Origin of the sequence: Blautia sp. HCP3S3_D9 (genome assembly GCF_052063845.1) — a bacterium.
In the GTDB taxonomy this organism is placed as follows: Bacteria; Bacillota; Clostridia; order Lachnospirales; family Lachnospiraceae; genus Blautia_A.
Window position 1 is genome coordinate 1 of the sequence record NZ_JBQHWS010000070.1, and the last position, 18,720, is coordinate 18,720.

The window sequence follows — 18,720 nt, forward strand, 5'->3', positions numbered from 1 at the left end:
GCGATGCACAGAATTTATGCTAATCGCATAAATTCGCGCGGTATGTCTCGGGTTTTCTGTGACCTTCGCTCACAAAAAACACCTCGCGGGATATTACCTGTGAACAGTAACCAGAATAAACTTTGTTATTTCTGTTTTTCTGCGATTACATTCCACGCGCAGACTGCTGCTCCATAAGCTGCCTCTTCTTCATATTCCGCAACATCCATAGGCATTCCGAACATTTTCTCCGCCATTTTCCTCATCAGCGGATTTCTCCTGATTCCATTCCCGGAATCTGTCCTTTTTTCTGCAGATAAAAATGAGTCACGATCCCGTATCCTGATGCCGCTGCACCAACTTCTTTTAAAAGCTGTACACTGCTTTCTCCGTTCTCCAATAAAAGCTCTCCGCTTCCATCCTGCCATGTATAAAGAGGACTCACCGCCCTACCGGAAGCATCTACATACAGCATCCCATGCATCTGCCCGGTAAAGTCGATTCCATCAGGCAGACCATATTCTTTCTCCATCCGGTTGGCAAGCTCTGTCACAATCTCATAAATACGCTCCGGATCCTGTATCTTCTGCTCAGGTATCTCACTTTTCAGAAAAGAGCGATGCTCTACAGTTTCCCTTGCGATCATTTTCCCTGTATCTGCCTCTGTCAGTACCATACTGATCGTAGTTGTACCGATATCAATTCCCATTACTTTCATTCTCTATTTCCTCTGTCTCATTTTTCACTGCCGCATAAACTGGTATATAAAGGATACGCCATCATGCCACCTTCATAAACACAGACCATAAATGGAAGATATTTTCTATATGTCTCTTCCATAAATGGTTTCAACAAAAAGCCGATTCCAAAAGAAATGACCAGCATCACAAACATGATCAGAACAAGAATTCCTGTTTCACTGCTGTACTCTGCAGTTGCCAATGCATGAAAGATTGCTACCGGCAGCATAATATTCGTTACCAGAATTTTCATATTGTCAATGCCATTCTGGTTCAGTAACTTTCTTTTTCTGCACCCCATTCCCAGCGCAACCATAACAAGCACCGGCAAAATAATCTCTAAAATTTCCATATGTATTTTCCTTTTCCTGCTATCTTATTGTTTTATCTTTTGTATTTCACATTTACCGCTTTTTTACAATTCTTCCACCTTACATGCATGTTCTTTTGTCTCTTCATCATAGCTGATTCCTACTGCCAGAATTCGCCATGATTGTTTTTCCAAAACGTCTTGGACGGGTGATACAAAAAAATCTCTGTTCCTGCTGCAGCGCCGGAATCAATTCTTCCAGTATTTCAGATTTATCCACAAAATAAGTTCCGTTCATAACGGTTTTATATTTATCATACGGTTCTCTGCTGTTTAGAAACTGTCCCAAATCTGTGACCTCCTTTTGATTGATAATATGAGTATATTCTTTTTTCTGCCATGGTACAACAATTATCATACATTCCGCTTTCTGGACAATAGTTACCATTCAACCAACCATTCTCTCACTATTTCTACTTTTTAGAAAAATTCAGATTGCACTTGATTTGTAAACGCTCTATAATATCCCTGATTTCAATTTATACTAAAAATTATACCAAAAATGACAGGAGATAATTTTATGCATATCAGTATTCTTCTCATGGAGCAGATCGCAGAGCTTTTTCTTATGATCTTCATGGGATTTTTAATTGTAAAAACAGGGCTTTTAAAAGATGATGACAGCAAAGTTTTATCCAAAATCGTCCTCTATCTGATTATTCCCTGCGTGATCATCAATGCATTTCAGGTAGATTACACCATGGATACGGTCAAAGGACTGCTCATTGCTCTTGCAGCATCTGTCATGATTCAGATAATTCTTCTGATCATTCTTTCAGTCCTTGGAAAACTTCTACATTTAAATGAGGTGGAAATCGCTTCTGTATATTACTCCAATTCAGGAAATCTGATCGTACCGATCGTAACATTTATTTTAGGCCAGGAATGGGTACTGTACGGATGTGTTTTCATGAGTGTGCAGCTTGTTTTTCTCTGGACACATTGCAAAAAGATTATTAGCCGTGAACCATCTTACGACTGGAAGAAGATTGTATTAAATATCAATATGATTTCAATTTTTATTGGCATCATACTTTTCTTTACCCGCATCCGTCTGCCGGAAATTATTGGAAATACCCTTAGTGCAGTCGGCAGCATGATTGGTCCTGCAAGTATGTTTGTAACAGGTATACTCTTCGCAGGTATGAATCTGAAACAGATTTTTGCAAATAAAAAAGTCTATTTTATTTCATTTCTGCGACTGATTGCAATGCCTTTATTCTCACTCGTACTGCTGAAATTCAGTCATCTGGCTTCACTTTCCGCTGACGGAAATCAGATCATGCTGATTGTTTTTCTGGCAGTTATTACACCATCTGCATCTACAGTAACTCAGATGTGCCAGGTATACGGAAATGACTCGCGATACGCAAGCGCAATCAATGTTGTAACCACACTGTTCTCTATCATCACAATGCCGCTTATGGTAATGTTATTCCAGATGATAGTATAAAAATCAGGCGCAAGTCTCCAAAATGATATGATTCCTCTTAAGCAGACTTTGTTTATTATGTTGTCTATCTAAAAGTGAATCTTCAGACCTGCTGGAAAAGAATCACGTACATCCCAACATTCGCTTCACTACATGGGAAGACTTCTCCATCATGTCCATGGCAGAATGAGGACTCGGCATAGGCATCCTCCCGGACATGATCCTGCGGCGAATCCCCTATCAACTTGAAATCCGCTCACTGCAAGAACCATATTACCGCGAAATCTATCTTGCCATGAAAAACAGAAAACGCCTCACTCCAGCAACACAGAAATTTATAGAATATCTAAGATTTCGTGAAACGCCACTTTCCTGATTCATTATTAAAGCATAGATTTTTCAATTAAAGTTCTTAAAGGGATTGCTAAATTAAACAATCCCTCCCAACATTCTGTTATTTAAAGATAATTTCCAAGCATATTTTTCACACACTTTTCTATCATATTCATACTTTCCACACATGTCTCTTTCTTCATACCTGCCGCAATTCCCACAGCCAGAAGTTCTTTCCTGCCCGGATTTCGCCCATTTCCGTCAACTGTTGTTGTGTGTTCTCCGTAATATGTGTTGCTATAAGTAAGGTCATATGCCGGACTTAAAGACCATCTGTCATTTTCTTCATCATATAAATATGTGAAATTCTTCGAATGATCATCTCTGTTATGTGCAAAAACATTAAAACACATCCTGCAAAACATTTCTTCTATGTCTTTCTCATCATCTCTCGTCAATATTTTGGTCAGTTTCATCAGGCTGTGATAGTCCAGACTTGGCTGTTCAAAGTCTAATTCCAGCAAAGCCGCTGCTGTCAGCATATGAATTCTCTTTTGCCCATTTTTATCTGATATTCTGTCAAACCGCTTAATGCCAAAATAACCTTCACATTTCTCTGATGTAAAAAGCCTTGTTTCACTCATTGTAATGCCACACTCTTTCGCACAGCATGAATAATCATACTCCATTTTTCCTGCATTTTTTCCATCCACATGAGCCGGAAATTTAATGATCCATTCCTCTCCATCAATTGTAGTCATAATTTTCGGTCTGGCACCACCACTTGTACCACCCAACCGATATAATTCGTCCAGTTTGTCAGAGTATTCCGTATTTAATATTTTCTGACATTGCTCTGCCAGTTCATCCAGATCCACATCGCCATATTTCTCATTAATTTCCCTTTCTGGATAATAAGTAAGCGCACCCATACCTGATTTTCCAACAATCGCCAGACGATCCAAGACTGTCAGTTTATCTGGATTTTGTTTATGTGCACGCAGTAAACGATTTAACAATAATCTGCCCCAATTATCTGGTAAACTGTCTGCAAATACTCCAAATAATCCGTTAAAATAATCCTTTGTCGGGACAAAAACCTGTTCTTTAAGAGGAAGTGAAAATGGACTGATCGGGAAGCCATTTTCAATCCATTCTTCACTGTATTGAAATGCCGCTTTATGATCCGCAGTCATAGCCAGTGTTCCCACAAGTTTTCCATCATAAAGTACCTGTAATGCATTACCTTGTTTCATTTATGACCTCCTGAATATTCTTATATGGCACATGTGTAAAAATATTTCTAAGTTCATCTGCAATGTCCAATGCCATGGCAATTTTTGTCAGTGATATCAATGATATCTGTCCTGTTGTTTCAAATCTTTTAATTGAACCGTAGCTTACTCCGCTCATGGAAGATAATCTTTCCTGAGAAATAGAGCGTCGTTTTCTGATGTTACGCACTCTTTGTGCAAGTTTCTGATCCAGTTCCTCTGCTGTTTCCCATACAAGTTGCTCCATTGTTTCTCCTTACTTTACGGATAATATTTTATCCAAAATTACACTATTTCATTCAAAATAGCTAATATTTTATCTTGTATCATTCTATCATTTATTTATTCATAAGTCAATCTTCCATTTGCTTCTTTGCTATATATTATCTGCCAAAAAGAAATGGATTTTCCTCTCATATTTTTTATCAAAATTCTTCTACATTCTATCTTTACGAATAGTCAATAAAAATTTTATTAAATCTTCTTGACTTAGAGTATGCTTTATGCATTACACTAGAATTATTATATACGAGGAGGAAATCAATAATGAAAACTCGAAGATTAGGGAAAACCGGACTGGAAGTAAGTGAGATTGGCTTCGGTGGAGAATGGCTGGAGCGCCATCCGGAAGAAGAGGGAATTGAACTGATCCACTATGCATCTTCTAAAGGAATCAACATCCTTGACTGCTGGATGGCAGATCCGAAATCCAGAGATATCATTGGAAAAGGAATCAAGGATAACCGCAGTGAATGGTTTATTCAGGGACATATCGGTTCCACATGGAAAGATAACCAGTATTACCGCACCAGAGATATGAAATATGTCCGTCCTGCATTCGAAGACTTGTTAAAAAAACTGCAGACAGATTATATTGATCTCGGTATGATCCACTACATAGATTCCGAAGAAGAATGGGAAAATATCCAGCATTCTGATTATATGGACTATGTCATGGAATTAAAGAATACCGGCGTGATCCGCCATATCGGTATGAGTTCACACAACCCGAAAGTAGCTATCAAAGCCGCTGAATCTGGCTTTGTGGAAATGATTCTCTTCAGCATCAACCCGGCATTTGATATGCTTCCTGCAAGTGAAAACATTGATACCATGTTTGCAGAAGAATTTGATTCAAATCTGAAGGGAATTGATCCGGAACGTGCCCGCTTATACAAAGTCTGTGAACAGAATGACGTAGGAATCACCGTTATGAAAGGCTTCGCAGGCGGCAGACTTTTTGACGAGAAGCGTTCTCCATTCGGTGTCACTCTCACCCCTGTCCAGTGCGTCCACTACGCCCTGACCAGACCCGCAGTCTGTTCCATTATGTGCGGCTACGATACCAAAGAACAGGTAGACGCAGCAGTCGCATATGAAACTTCTTCTGAAGAGGAAAAAGACTACGCATCCGTACTTGCCAATGCGCCACTTCACTCATACCGTGGAGAATGCACCTACTGCGGTCACTGCAAACCATGCGTATCCGACCTGGACATTGCCATGATCAACAAATTCTACGACCTGGCAACCATGCAGCCGAAAGTGCCTGCAACTGTTCAGTCTCACTATGAACTTCTGGAGCACAAAGCATCTGAATGTATCGGATGTCAGGCATGCGAATCCCGCTGTCCGTTTGGCGTTCCGATTGCAGAGCGTATGAAAAAAACTGCGGAATTATTTGGATGCTAAATAACACTAAGTAGTTCTGCTAAAATGATGCAAACTAATGAAGAGACTTGCTATTTTCTGAAAAATTTCCGGAAATATGTAAGTCTCTTTACTATATGCAAGTAAACTTTTCTATTGCTTTTTATCCAGCTTCACCACTCTGGTACACACCTTTTCTACAAGTTCTGAATCATGACTGACCACGATCATCCCAATTCCCCGTCTCTGGGTTTCTTCTATCAGAAAATGCCAGATCTGGCTCTGAGTAATGAGATCCAGCATAGTACTGATCTCGTCTGCCAACAGAAATCGGGTTCTCTTTCCAAGTGCTCTTGCAATACAGAATCTCTGCAGTTCACCACCGGAAAGTTCTGTTGGGAAACGATTCAGCCAGTCCGGTTCTATTCCCAGTTTCTCCATAAGTGCCGGATCCGCCTGGTCACCTTCTTCGAAGACTGCCCGCATCCGAAGCCTCGGATTCACTGCCTGTTCCGGATGCTGCCAGATCATCTGTACCGGGCAGTACCCTTTATAGGACTGTAGTTGTTTTCCATCCAACAGGATTTCGCCGCTTTCCGGTTCTTCGTATCCTGCCAGCAGCTTACATAAAGTCGTTTTTCCAAATCCGCTTGGAGCTACGATTCCTACTCTTTCACTGCTGTCTGCACGCAGACTGAACTGATTTAAAATCTGTCTCCCCTTTTCTTCATAACAAAAAGAAAGATTCTTTGCTTCAAGTATCATAAATGCACCTCACATAGCCGTTTCCTGCCAGCCGCCATGGAATCTCTTTCTCCTGACATCTGTCCGTACATTTCTCACATCGTGAAGCAAACGGACATCCCTGTTTCCTGTCTCTGGCATACGGCTGTACCCCGTCAATGTAATGAAATCCATTCTTCGGCATAGCCCTCCACAACGCTTTTGTATAGGGATGCCGCAGGGTTTCTTCCTTCGCAAAATCCTCTGCCATTGCATCTTCAACCGTATATCCTGCATAAAACACCTGAATCCGGTCTGCTGTCTCAAGTGCCAGTTCCAGATCATGGGTAATGATGAGTACTGCTGCCCCCATATATGCAAGCTGCCTGAAATGCTCCATCGCACGTCTGGCAAGCTTCGGGTCCAGTCCCGGTGTCGGCTCATCTGCGATGACCAGTTTCGGTGTTTCGATCAATGCCGTGGAAATCATGATCCGTCTCGTCATTCCGCCTGACAATTCAAATGGATACTGTTCCTGCACCTTTTTATCCAACGAATACTTCTCAAAAATACGGTCGAGCTTTCTCTTCTTTTCCGGATCTTTTTTCCCTTTGCAGATTTGCTGTCCGACTTTCATAAGTGGATCCAGATAAGATGTACTCTGCGGAACCAGAACGATTTCTTTTCCGCGAAGTTTCCTGATTTTTTTCTCTGTCAGCGGTTCCCCGCAATATTGAATCCCGCCCTTCATGGATGCATTATAGGGCAGGATTCCCAATATTCCATGCGCCAGAAGACTCTTCCCTGAGCCGGAGGAACCCACGATTGCAACCATCTCCCCGGCACGAACCGTAACATTTAAATCGCTGATCACCGGAAGTTCCGTCTGATGCATTCCTTTCTGATACTGGCAGAAAGAAATCTTCATATGATTGATTTCCAGAATTTTTTCTTTTTCCAATTCCCTGCCCTCCTATTCATGTGCACTGGCCGGATCAAGCAGCATACGGAGATTTTCACCCATTGTAAAAAAGCATACTACTGTAAGGATCAGCATGATTCCCGGGAATAATGCAAGCCACCATTTGCCTGTCACCAGATATTTCATTGCCTCAGAGAGAATAATTCCGATTGCAGGCTGCTCATTCGACAGGCCAAATCCCAGAAATGTAATACTGGATTCATGGAGAATTGCATGAGGAAAAAGCAATACCAGTCCTACAATAAACTGTGGCAACAGATGCGGCACCATATGTTTCATGGCAATATACAGGTTACTTTTTCCCAGTTTCTTTGCTGTTTTTATATAAATCTGCTCCTTTAACTGCAGCACTTCCCCTCTGATCAGTCTCGCCAGAGAAGTCCAGTGTGTCAAAGCCACTCCAAGGATCACACCCTTTAATCCTCTTCCACATGCCACGCAGATAAGGATCAGAAGCAGCATATGCGGGATTCCCATCACCAGATCAATAAACCAGGTCACAACAGCGTCTGCTGTTTTTCTCATTGTTGCCGAAACAACTCCCAGGATAAATGCCATAACTGCACTGAATGTAGCAGCACAGATTCCGATAATAATGCTGATAGAAAGCCCTCTGACTGTTCTGGCAAACATATCTCTTCCAAGCCAGTCTGTTCCGAACGGATAACTCAGACAGGGTGGCAGATTCTTTCTGGAAAAGTCTGTTGCCTGTGCCGCTTCCTTACAGAAAAATCCACCGATACAGACAGCTGTCAGAAAACCTATTGCTACAATCAGGAAAACTATGGTTGTCTTTCTTCTGTTCCATCTCTTTTTTCTACATCCTTGTTCATCTCTTCTGTTTTCAACGGAACTCTTTTCAGGATATACATCTGATCTTTTTTCCGGAAATGCAGCCGCTTCTTTCACCTCACCACACCTCCTCTTCGTATTCTTGGATCAATTACACCATAGAGAATATTCGCGATCAGATTCCCGCCAAACACAAATAAAGCACTGATGATCGTAATTGCCATCAAAAGTGGCATATCGCTTCCAAGTCCCGCACTGACTGCTGCCTGTCCAAGCCCCGGATAGGAAAAAACCTGTTCTACCAGTACTGACCCGCCAAAGATTTCGCTGATTGAAGCAAACTGCAATGTCATGGCAGGTCCCAGCACATTGCGGAGTCCATGATTTCTGAAAATCTCCCAGGTACTCTCCCCTCTTGCTCTGGCAAAGAGTACATAATCACTATCGCAGATATCGATCATTTTTTCTCTGGTGTGCATGGCAATATTGGAAATCCCGGTAACAGACAACGTCACTGCCGGAAGAATCGCATGACGCACACGATCCAGAAAAGTAACTCCGCTGGCTTCCACACCAATTGGAACACTTAATCCAATCGGCAGTATCTTCATCCACACTCCGAAGATCATCAGAAGAAGCATTGCAATCCAGAAAGCAGGTGTACTGGAAATAAGCAGGCAATATCCTTTAATCACTTTATCAATCGGTTTTCCACGTTTCATTCCTGACAGAGCACCCAGCAGGAATCCGATCAAGCCTGACAGAACCCACGCTGTGATCATCAGAAACAGTGAATTTCCGAGTTTGACAGCAATCACTGTGGTTACTTTCTGACGGTAAAGGAGAGATACTCCCATATCTCCCCTTACAAAGTCTTTAAACCATGCCAGATACCGCTGCACCGGCGGCTTTCCCACGCCCCAGTATTCCTCAAGTTTCGCAATCTGCTCCTGGCTCATACTTCCAAGAGCAGTCTGTCCCACATTAGCTTTCAATGGATCAATGGGAGAAGCCGTCATAAGTGCAAATGCTGCAATACTTACTGCAAACAGAAGCAGCAGCATTTTTATAAAATTTCTGAAAATAAATTTTCCTGTTGTACTGTTCAAAATATTTCTCCGATATTTATTTTTATATGATTTATTTTCATATGAACTATTTCATGTAAACTGTTCCCATATACGCTATTCCCCATATGAGTTATTCCTATATAATCTATTCCCATGTCCACTGATCTACATTATTTACAATTGACCAGCCATGTCCATGCGGATGGATTTTCTGATCTGCGATCTTAAGACCGTCTTTCACGAAATACAGATGATCAATATTGCAAAGCCAGATCCAAGGGATATCACCATCCTGTGTAATCCCTGTCTCACCATCCCACTGTGCCTTTTTCCATAGATCATAAGAGCTCTCCAAATCACTGGATTCCAGTGCTTCATCCATATATTTATCAACTGTTTCATTGGAATATGGAGAATATTCTGCCAGTCCTGTTTCGCTCATCGTATGATAGATGTTGTAAAGTTCCATCGGTGTATGTGCTCCCCATCCCCACACAAGCGGTTCTGATTCTGCTCTGGTATAAGCGGTATCCCAGTCAACACCCTCAGTCGTCACTTCGATTCCAAGTTCGGTAAGCTGATTCTTCGTATCTTCTGCCAGTGCCTGACGTACAGAATCAGATGCCGGATAAAGCATAGTCAGTTCTGCGCGGATGCCGTCTTTCTCACGGATACCGTCATCCCCGGTTTCCCATCCTGCTGCGTCCAGAAGTTCCCTGGCCTTGTCCTGATCATATTCAACTTCTGCCTCTTCGTTATACCATGGCATCTTGTCACATACACTGTATGCAGGTGTTCCGTAACCATTCAGTACATTCTGAATCATTTCCTCACGGTCAATTCCAATATTGATCGCACGTCTGACTTCCACATCACTGGTAAAATCATTTCCATAAGTTACGCCATCAATCTCTGCTGCCTCTGTTGCCGGAAGATTAAATCCACGGTTATCAACCGTCTGTACACTGAACAGATCGTATCCGTCCACAGTCATATCTGAATAAGAAGCTGCTGTATGTGCAACATCTACCGTTCCTGCCTGCGCTGCTGCCAGTGCCGCATCCTCTTCCATGAAAAGTACCGTCACTTTTTTCATCGTCGGTACTTCCCCGTAATAATCCGGATTTGCTTCAAAAATTACCTGCTGTCCTTTATCCCACTGTTTCATGATATAACGACCGGAACCAATCGGATTCTGACCATAATTTTCATCATATGCGTGTTCCGGTACGATTCCTACGATTGCCATAGTATACGGCCAGACAGCAAACGGAGTATTCATATGAAACTCTACTGTAGTATCATCCACTGCCACTGCTTCTTTCAGCATGGAAAAATCATTCACGGAGCTGTTGTCACGACAGTTATTGTATGTAAATGCCACATCGTCTGCTGTCAGCGGTTCACCGTCTGTAAATTTTACATCATCCCTGATCTTCACTGTCCAGGTAAGTCCATCCTCGCTGACTGAATAATCAGTTGCAAGATCCATTCCGATAGATAAATCTGTATTTGTAACCGTCAGTGTACTCTGGATCAGTGGCTCATGCACATGTTCTCCTGCTCCCCATCCATATGCAGGATCAAATCCTGCTTCAGGTTCTGATGTTGTCGGCATTGTCACGATCACTTCATCTTTCCCTGTGCTCTCTTCCAGAGCAGCCCATACTGCTGTACTTCCACCCACAAACGTTGTCGTCATACATACCGCCATCAGAACTGCTAATAACTTTCTCTTCATCTTTCCTGTTCCTCCTTTTGTTTACTTCATGCATACTGCTGTATTTGCTAACAGCTTTTCATTATTTTTTGTATATTATGCACTCATGAATAGTGTCAGTATACCATCCTTTCTTCCTCTGCATAACCGCCCATGGGGGATATTCACCTATTCATATCCGGCATGGTTTCACACATATTTTTCATATCTAACAATCCCCCTGGGAGGCTTGTTCTGACAGACTATTTTGATAAAATATAATCAGTACAGAGATAACTCAGTAACGCAGCAGACAGCTACCTGATTATCGATGTATCCGCACAAAGATTTTGTCAAACAACAAATAAAGTGCACAGACCTCCGCGCAATACGCATCAAATTCCCTACCTGCCGGATCTGTTACTGACAGCTCCCTCCTGATGCGTCGCAATAAAAAAAGTACTTCTATCCGCAGGAAGTACTTTTTTTATGATCAATATAACTATTCAATACCTTCATATCTACAGACTACTGAAATATGCAATTGCTTATAATACAGAATCAATCAGCTTTCTTGTGTAATCCATCTTTGGATGCTCAATTATCTCATCCGGCGTTCCGCTCTCCACAGTCTTTCCACGATAAAGGACAATAACTCTGTCGCAGAATGCCTGAACCAGTGCCAGATCATGGCAAATGAGAATAAAGGAAAGGTTTTCTTTCTGTTTTAATTCAATCAGTAACTCCAGAATCTGTTTCTGCACCGTCACATCCAATGCACTGGTTGCTTCATCACAGATCAGAATGGATGGATTTACTGCCAGTGCCCTGGCGATTGCAGCTCTCTGGCACTGGCCGCCGCTTACCTGATGCGGATAGCGGTCTGCATATTCTTTTTCCAATCCACATCTTTCCAGAAGTTCCTCTACTTTTCTACGGGTTTCTGCACGGCTTATCCCCATATTCTGCAGACTCTCTCCTATCCCGTCACCAAGCGTACAACGCGGATCAAAGGATTCCATCGGCATCTGAAATACCATCTGCATATCCCGGTAAATTTCCCGAAGTTCTTTTCCCTTTACATGCGTAATATCTTTCCCTTTCAGAGTCACTTTACCCTCTGTGATACTTTCCAGATGCGTGATCATCTTTGCGATCGTGCTTTTACCGGAACCGGACTCACCTACAATTCCCAGGCACTCTCCCTGTTTTAATTCAAAACTGACATCATCTACTGCTGTTAATGTCTTTTTTCCAGACATAAATGTCTTTATGAGATGTTCCGCTTTTAAAATTATATCCGCCACTTGTCTACTCCTCCTGATTTCGTTTCAGATGAAGTACTGAGTCCATCAGTTTCTGTGTATAAAGATCAGATGAATGATCCAGAACATTCTCCGTTTCTCCATAATCCCTGACAATTCCATTCTGAAGTACCAGTATCCGGTCGGCCATCGCCCTTACCACACCGATATTATGCGTCACCAGAATCATCGCTGTCTGATATTCCTTTCGCATCATCAGAAGTTCCTCTACTACCTGTTTCTGCACCGTCACATCCAATGCACTGGTAGGTTCATCTGCAAGAAGAAGATTCGGGTGCATGATCATTGCAGTACAGATACCCACACGCTGATTCATACCCCCGGAAAGTTCAAAAGGATAACTGTCCAGAACACGTTCATAATCATCCATACCGATTTTCTTCATAATCTCCCCTGCACGTCTTCGAGTTTCTTTTTTCGTTATTCTCTCATGTTCGGACACCGCTTCATGTATCTGAACCCCTATTTTTCGTACCGGGCAAAGTGCCGCCTTGCAGTCCTGAAATACCATTCCAATTTCTGTTCCCAGATATCTGCGGAGTTTCTTTTCGCTCATGTCGGTAAGATTTTCACCTTTATACCAGATATCTCCTTTTGTTACCAGACCTTCCTCTCCCAGAAGTCCCATGACAGCTTTAATGATCGTACTTTTTCCGCTTCCGGATTCTCCTACGATCCCAAGGATTTCTCCCTGCTTCAGTTCAAAGCTGACATCCTGGACTGTCGCTTCTCCATTATAGCTGATCGTGACATGATCTACTTTCAGCAAAGGATCTGGCATATTCTTCTCTTTTAAAGAATTCATCGTGTTCTCCCGGTTTTTACTGACACTCTCCAATAAGTAAAAGAGTGTTTGTGTAACTGTTCAGTGTTTGTGTAACTGCTCAATGTTTTCGCAGTTACATTTTTTTATCTTATGCAATTCTTACTGTACATCCAGATCCGCAGTAATTTCATAATAATCACAAGGATGCGCCGCCATTCCTGTCACATTCGCTTTTGTTACAATTCCCATGTTCAAATGTGAAACAAAAAAATACGCATCATCATCTAAAATTTTCTGCTGAAGTTCTACTGCCAGTTTTCCTCTCTCCTCTGTATCAAAAGTCTGATGAAGCTGATCTGTCAGCCTGGTTACTTCATCATTCTGATAATTTCCATAATTTTTAGAACCAGTTACTGTACTGCTGAAGAAATATTCCGGATCACCAGTTGGCGCTGTTGTTAAAGAGCTTACATAAACATCAAACTCTCCGTTTTCTGCATAAGTTCTGTGATCAGAAGTATTATTGACAGATACATCAATCCCGATATCTTTTAAAGTAGCCTGTGCATATTCCGCAAGCTTTGGCTGCTCCAGACGTGTCGGATAAGTCAGCCAGTTAATGGTCAGTTTCTGTCCGTCTTTGTCAACATATCCATCACCGTCTGTATCTGTCCATCCGGACTCTTCCAGCAATTTCTTTGCTTCTTCCGGATCATAGGATACTGTCTCCACTGCATCATTTCCATAGGTAAAACTGCTTGGAAACGCTCCTTTTGCCGGAATTCCGCGTCCTTCCATGATCACTGAACAAAATCCCTCTTTATCGATTCCCATTTCGATTGCCTTACGCACGTTCTGATCCTGAACAATTTCAGAATCCATGTTAAACTGACCGAAGAAACAACGGCTTGTAGCGCAGGAATTAATAGTATAATCCGGGTTTCCGTCAAACAGGGAATAATTATCGTACTGAAGTCCATAAGTTCCCTGAATATCTCCAGTCTGTAAGGCAGCGGTCAATGCACTTCCATCTGCAAAAGATTTGACTGTAACTTTGTCCACGTTCACTTCACCGCCCCAGTAATCCTCATTTTTTACAAGGTCAATCTGAGTTGGTGTAACTTTCTCTGCAATATAAGGACCGGTTCCTGCTACATTGGCAGAGCCGCCCTCTCCCTGAATACCATAATCCATATCTATGATTGCACCATACGGATCTCCCAGATAATTAATGATTGCCGGGCATGGTTCTGTAGTATAAATAGTAAGTGTAAGATCATCAGCTTCTATATGATCAATTTTCAGATCATATGGTGCGCGGTCATGAACTGCAATCAGATCTTCCAGGCATTCCTTTACAGCTTCTGCATCCATCGTACGTCCGCTGGAAAATTTCACTCCATCACGAAGTGTTATTTTTACCGTAGTATCATCCACAAACTCATAATCTGTTGCAAGCCATGGCTCCACTTCCATATTATCGTTATATTTGAAAAGAGTTTCTCCCACACCATAGCGAAGTGCGCTCCATCCGGAATAGTTATCATGAGGATTCAGTCCTGCATCTCCCATTTCTTCACTGTACCCGGTTGTCCCGTATACAAATGTTTTCTCTCCATCCGCAAACACTGTAGTTGATAAACCTGCAATCAACATAGTTCCTGTCAGTAAGGCTGCAAAAATTTTTCTTTTCATTTTTTCTTTTCCTCTCTCTTATTCTTTGCTCTTTGTTTTGGATCTATATAGTCTCTCAGTGTATCACCAAGAAGATTAAATATCATAACTGTTATAAAAATTGCCACACCGGGAGCCAGTACCATCCACGGTGAAATCTGAAGCATGCTTCGTCCATCGTTGATCATACTTCCCCATTCTGCTGCCGGAGGCTGCACACCAAGTCCCAGGAAAGAAAGCCCGGCAAGCTCCATCATCATAGTTCCTATATCTAAAACCGCAGTTACCAGAATCTGTCCTGCAATATTGGGCAGAATATGTTTAAAAAGGATTTTCGGCACACTGCTGCCTGACATTTTTACTGCCATCAGATACGGCGAATCTTTCTGCGCCAATGTCAGTCCTCTTGCAAGTCTTGCAAACTTCGGCCACCCGATCACCGCCAGCGCAATGATCGCATTCTGTATTCCCCCACCAAGAACTCCTGCAACTGCCAGTGCGAAAACAAGACTTGGAAATGCAAGGAATAAATCTGAAATACGCATCAGCACTGTATCTGCAATTCCTCCACACCATCCGCAGACCAGTCCGATCACTGTTCCTGTAACCGTAACAATTGAAACAAGCAGAAGCGTCGCATAAATACTTGTTGTACTTCCCACCAGAACTCTCGAAAACATATCTCTTCCGTAACGGTCTGTTCCCAGAATATGTTCTGCACTCGGCGGTTTCTGCGCTAACAGCAAATCCTGCGCGTAAGGATCATATGGACAGAGTTTTCGGGCAATGGCAGCAATAATAAGTAAGATCAACGTCAGCACTGTAAAGAAAATCAATTTTTCCCTGATTTGATTTTTCTTTATTTTCTGTTTCCGCACAGTAACTTTTTTTCCGCTCATGCCTGATCACCCCCTAATCTGACGCGGGGATCCAGATAATGATAAATGATATCCGTAATAAGATTCACAACAACGTAAATAATCGCCATCCATGCAACATATGCCTGAATGATCGGGTAATCTCTCATAGTAATGGCATCTACTGCCATCTTTCCCACACCGTCCCACATAAAAATAGTCTCTACGATTGTGGTTCCACCCAAAAGGCTTCCTATGGAAAGTGCAAGGAGTGTAATGATCGTAAGCATGGAAGATTTCATAACATTCTTCCATATGATCACACTTCCCCTTACGCCTCTTGCTCTGGCACCTTTTACATAATCTTTATTTAACTCCTCAAGTATCGTAGCTCGCACCTGTCTGGTGTATTTGGAAGCCATTGAGATTGCCAGTGTTAAAGTTGGAAGCACAAGACTCAACGCAGTATTATCCGTAGTTATGACCGGAAACCACCCAAGCCGTATTGACAGAAAATACATCAATACCAATGCTGCAAAAAAGTTCGGCATCGAGTTTCCGATGAAGCTGAAGAATCGTATCAGATAATCAATCCAACGGTTATGTTTTACTGCCGAAAGAATTCCCAGTGGAATAGAAATAAGCATTGTCAGTAATACAGAAGAAATCGTCAGAAGAATCGTGGCAGGAAGTTTTTCCACGAAAGTATCATAAACATCTCTTTTTGATACATAACTGATTCCCATATCTCCGGTTGCCATTCCTGTGAACCATTTCGCATACTGGACAAGAAACGGCTGATCCAGACCATATTCTTTCCTTGTCTCATCAATCACTTCCTGCGAAACTGCCGAACCTGCATTTTCATACATATAGGTAACAGCATCCGCTCCTGCCAGGTGCATCATGGCAAATGACAAAAAAGTGATTCCGATCAGAACCGGAATCAGCAGAAGAAGTCTTTTTGCAATATATTTTATCATAAGTTCTCCTTTTTCCATGCGACACTGTATATTCTATCTACAATGTCACATTCTGCGGATTTTGCTGAATTCCATAACTGTTCAGTACTTTCACTGGAAAAATGAACTGCTGAATAGTTACAAAATTTCTATAAATCCACAAATAAGTCTAACAAAAGACAAAAAAGCACACAACCCCAAGGGAGGGTTATGTGCCATTCTTAATTTGAATATATTTCGGATGTTTTGGAATAAGTCTTATTTAACTTTTCGGAAGTCTGCCTTTTAAAAACGTCAGAAATTTTTCCACACTGTCGTCCATTTTTTCGCCCTTGTGAAAAATATAGCCAAAAATAACTTTATTATCCCCCAGCTCCAGCGGGATTCCCGGCGTTGTTCCTGTTTTGTTTTCTGAAAGATAGCTTCCGCTTACATTGGAAACTTTGCTGTTCTTCAGCATTTTTTCCATAATATAATCACTGTTGGTCAGGACAGAAATATCCAAATCTTTCCATTGAAAAGCGTTCTCCTGCACGGAACCAATATCAAAAAATTCATCCTGATAATTCTGAATAAATCTACTTCCTTCCAGTTCTTTCAACTGAACTTTTTCTTTTCCGGAATCATAAAATTCGGTCTGCCGTCCCGGATAGAAGATTACATCTGTCTCATACATCGGTACAAATTCCATCTTATTCTTCGCCAGTTCATGCAGGAAATTCTCCTGCTGATGACTCAGAATATAGACAAATCCTATATCGTCCATATAATCCCGTACTCTCTCCATCACGCTTCTGACCCCTGCTGTTGTCAGTTGAAAATGGTAGTTCTTCTCGAATGTTTCATTATAGAAATCCACGAACTGATTTGCAAACCAGGAACTTGGATTCATGGAGATTCTAATCCACTTCGTCATCCCTCTGGAAGCCATATTCTCAAGTACATCTATTTCATTTGTGATCCTGCATGCGTATTGATAAACTTTCTGCCCCTGAACGGTCAGACGGATTCCTCTCGGAAGCCTCTCAAAAAGCTGCATTCCCAGAGTATCCTCCAGAGATTTTATTACTTTGCTCACACTTGGCTGCGTAGAATACAGAATTTTCGCAGCATCACTGAACGACCCGGTCTGCGCACATGCCACGAAATACTGCAATTGTTTCAAATCCATAAAATGTCCCTCTTCCATCTGGAAAAAACAGTTTCCGCAAACCGCCCTTTCTCTTCCAGATGGTTCTTCTTGTTTTCCTTTTATTATCTCAAAATTTCATTTTTTATCAAGTACAAATTTTCAATCGTAAACACAAAACTCAAGCGCATATTCGCAATTGAAATACGGAATTTACTTGATTCGAAAAACATCAAAGAATGATTTCTTTTAATATCACCCAAATAGAATATTACGGAATCATTTTTCATAATAAATAAATATATAGAATTATTCGCTCCACTGTCTGCGTGTTCTTTCAGCCAGACAGGATATAAAAAATACAGCTCAGCTTTCATTAATGACCTTTTACTGTCTCTGAAACTTGAGTTGTATTTTTCCATGCAGATAAAGGCGTCTCCTTACTGCATCTTATTTTTTCTCAGAAAAATCATCCCTGCTGCCCGTTTGCCTGTCGGATCATATCTTCGACTACGATATCAAAGATTTCTCCGATGGAATTACAATATTCCAGAATCTTCCAAGGCTCATTTGTGTGGAAATGAATTTTCACCAAGTCTTCATCTCCTGCTGCAATGAGGCTGTTTCCCTCAAAATGCTCTGTAATGTAATCTGAAATTTCATCCTCATCCAGATCCTCATCTCTTCTTTCAATTAATAACTGTGTGTCATAACGATATGCAAACTGATCGTCTTCTGCGTCAATTGAATGTACTGCCATTTTATAAAACCTCCGATATCAATTCTCTGTAAATTTTCCTATGCAGCTATTGATAGTTAGCTGCATTTAACACACATTATACCACTATTTTTTCAAAAATCCATCCATGATTTAGTGAATTACTCGGTAACTGAGTTACCAGAGCATCTGAATTAAGGCGGGATACCGCCTTTTTTCAGGGTGCATCCATGGCACCACTACTG

At 41.6% G+C, this 18,720-nt stretch carries 21 protein-coding genes; 3 read left to right on the forward strand and 18 right to left on the reverse strand.

The window, feature by feature from the left end; all coding sequences use genetic code 11:
- Positions 1-244: 244 nt before the first annotated feature.
- The 3 genes from ACTNES_RS13005 to ACTNES_RS13015 all read right to left on the reverse strand — a co-directional run bounded on the left by ACTNES_RS13005 (position 245) and on the right by ACTNES_RS13015 (position 1,447).
- Positions 245-697, reverse strand: coding sequence for an FGGY family carbohydrate kinase (locus tag ACTNES_RS13005; RefSeq protein WP_441039568.1), 453 nt, complete (start codon positions 695-697; stop codon positions 245-247).
- A 17-nt stretch (positions 698-714) separates the two neighbouring features.
- The gene (locus ACTNES_RS13010; RefSeq protein ID WP_441039569.1) at positions 715-1,071 is read right to left on the reverse strand and encodes an AEC family transporter; all 357 of its coding nucleotides are present in this window, start codon (positions 1,069-1,071) and stop codon (positions 715-717) included.
- 106 nt (positions 1,072-1,177) lie between these two features.
- On the reverse strand, positions 1,178-1,447 hold the full coding sequence (locus ACTNES_RS13015; RefSeq protein ID WP_441039571.1) for an AAA family ATPase: 270 nt from the start codon (positions 1,445-1,447) through the stop codon (positions 1,178-1,180).
- A gap of 162 nt (positions 1,448-1,609) precedes the next feature.
- On the opposite strand from ACTNES_RS13015, the gene ACTNES_RS13020 reads away from it, so the two are divergent.
- A complete protein-coding gene (locus ACTNES_RS13020) occupies positions 1,610-2,542 on the forward strand; it encodes an AEC family transporter (protein WP_441039573.1) in 933 nt (310 codons plus the stop codon).
- A 178-nt stretch (positions 2,543-2,720) separates the two neighbouring features.
- Complete coding sequence (locus ACTNES_RS13025; RefSeq protein ID WP_441039591.1) at positions 2,721-2,897, forward strand: hypothetical protein; 177 nt, start codon at positions 2,721-2,723, stop codon at positions 2,895-2,897.
- A gap of 82 nt (positions 2,898-2,979) precedes the next feature.
- On the opposite strand, the gene ACTNES_RS13030 is transcribed toward ACTNES_RS13025, so the two are convergent.
- Both ACTNES_RS13030 and ACTNES_RS13035 read right to left on the reverse strand, forming a co-directional pair.
- On the reverse strand, positions 2,980-4,110 hold the full coding sequence (locus tag ACTNES_RS13030; RefSeq protein ID WP_291808462.1) for a type II toxin-antitoxin system HipA family toxin: 1,131 nt from the start codon (positions 4,108-4,110) through the stop codon (positions 2,980-2,982).
- Positions 4,097-4,375, reverse strand: coding sequence for a helix-turn-helix domain-containing protein (locus ACTNES_RS13035; protein ID WP_216460511.1), 279 nt, complete (start codon positions 4,373-4,375; stop codon positions 4,097-4,099). The genes ACTNES_RS13030 and ACTNES_RS13035 overlap by 14 nt, the downstream gene beginning before the upstream one ends.
- A 299-nt stretch (positions 4,376-4,674) precedes the next feature.
- Between ACTNES_RS13035 and ACTNES_RS13040 the strand changes: the two genes are divergently transcribed.
- Positions 4,675-5,820 (forward strand): aldo/keto reductase, encoded by a 1,146-nt coding sequence (locus ACTNES_RS13040; protein ID WP_441039576.1) that lies wholly within the window; start codon positions 4,675-4,677, stop codon positions 5,818-5,820.
- Between the two features lie 111 nt (positions 5,821-5,931).
- Here ACTNES_RS13040 and ACTNES_RS13045 read toward each other — a convergent pair whose 3' ends face one another.
- From ACTNES_RS13045 to ACTNES_RS13105, 13 genes are all read right to left on the reverse strand, one after another.
- Complete coding sequence (locus ACTNES_RS13045; protein ID WP_441039577.1) at positions 5,932-6,543, reverse strand: ABC transporter ATP-binding protein; 612 nt, start codon at positions 6,541-6,543, stop codon at positions 5,932-5,934.
- On the reverse strand, positions 6,533-7,429 hold the full coding sequence (locus tag ACTNES_RS13050) for an oligopeptide/dipeptide ABC transporter ATP-binding protein (protein ID WP_291808482.1): 897 nt from the start codon (positions 7,427-7,429) through the stop codon (positions 6,533-6,535). Before ACTNES_RS13050 ends, ACTNES_RS13045 begins: the two co-directional genes overlap by 11 nt.
- A gap of 45 nt (positions 7,430-7,474) precedes the next feature.
- The gene (locus tag ACTNES_RS13055; RefSeq protein ID WP_334296267.1) at positions 7,475-8,269 is read right to left on the reverse strand and encodes an ABC transporter permease; all 795 of its coding nucleotides are present in this window, start codon (positions 8,267-8,269) and stop codon (positions 7,475-7,477) included.
- 119 nt (positions 8,270-8,388) lie between these two features.
- Positions 8,389-9,384, reverse strand: a complete 996-nt coding sequence (locus ACTNES_RS13060; protein ID WP_279238223.1) for an ABC transporter permease — start codon at positions 9,382-9,384, stop codon at positions 8,389-8,391.
- 106 nt (positions 9,385-9,490) lie between these two features.
- Positions 9,491-11,086, reverse strand: coding sequence for an ABC transporter substrate-binding protein (locus ACTNES_RS13065; protein WP_441039579.1), 1,596 nt, complete (start codon positions 11,084-11,086; stop codon positions 9,491-9,493).
- Between the two features lie 506 nt (positions 11,087-11,592).
- Entirely contained in the window at positions 11,593-12,351 is a 759-nt protein-coding gene (locus ACTNES_RS13070; protein WP_320813649.1) for an ABC transporter ATP-binding protein, read from the reverse strand.
- A 4-nt stretch (positions 12,352-12,355) separates the two neighbouring features.
- Positions 12,356-13,174 (reverse strand): ABC transporter ATP-binding protein, encoded by an 819-nt coding sequence (locus tag ACTNES_RS13075; RefSeq protein ID WP_441039581.1) that lies wholly within the window; start codon positions 13,172-13,174, stop codon positions 12,356-12,358.
- A 120-nt stretch (positions 13,175-13,294) separates the two neighbouring features.
- Positions 13,295-14,830, reverse strand: coding sequence for an ABC transporter substrate-binding protein (locus ACTNES_RS13080; protein ID WP_441039583.1), 1,536 nt, complete (start codon positions 14,828-14,830; stop codon positions 13,295-13,297).
- Complete coding sequence (gene nikC, locus ACTNES_RS13085) at positions 14,827-15,708, reverse strand: nickel transporter permease (RefSeq protein WP_441039585.1); 882 nt, start codon at positions 15,706-15,708, stop codon at positions 14,827-14,829. Before nikC ends, ACTNES_RS13080 begins: the two co-directional genes overlap by 4 nt.
- A complete protein-coding gene (gene nikB / locus ACTNES_RS13090; RefSeq protein ID WP_441039587.1) occupies positions 15,705-16,649 on the reverse strand; it encodes a nickel ABC transporter permease in 945 nt (314 codons plus the stop codon). Before nikB ends, nikC begins: the two co-directional genes overlap by 4 nt.
- A 241-nt stretch (positions 16,650-16,890) precedes the next feature.
- On the reverse strand, positions 16,891-17,799 hold the full coding sequence (locus ACTNES_RS13095) for a LysR family transcriptional regulator (RefSeq protein WP_441039589.1): 909 nt from the start codon (positions 17,797-17,799) through the stop codon (positions 16,891-16,893).
- An 83-nt stretch (positions 17,800-17,882) separates the two neighbouring features.
- Entirely contained in the window at positions 17,883-18,179 is a 297-nt protein-coding gene (locus ACTNES_RS13100; protein WP_291808493.1) for a hypothetical protein, read from the reverse strand.
- 47 nt (positions 18,180-18,226) lie between these two features.
- A complete protein-coding gene (locus ACTNES_RS13105; protein ID WP_119234496.1) occupies positions 18,227-18,517 on the reverse strand; it encodes a hypothetical protein in 291 nt (96 codons plus the stop codon).
- Between the last annotated feature and the right edge of the window lie 203 nt (positions 18,518-18,720).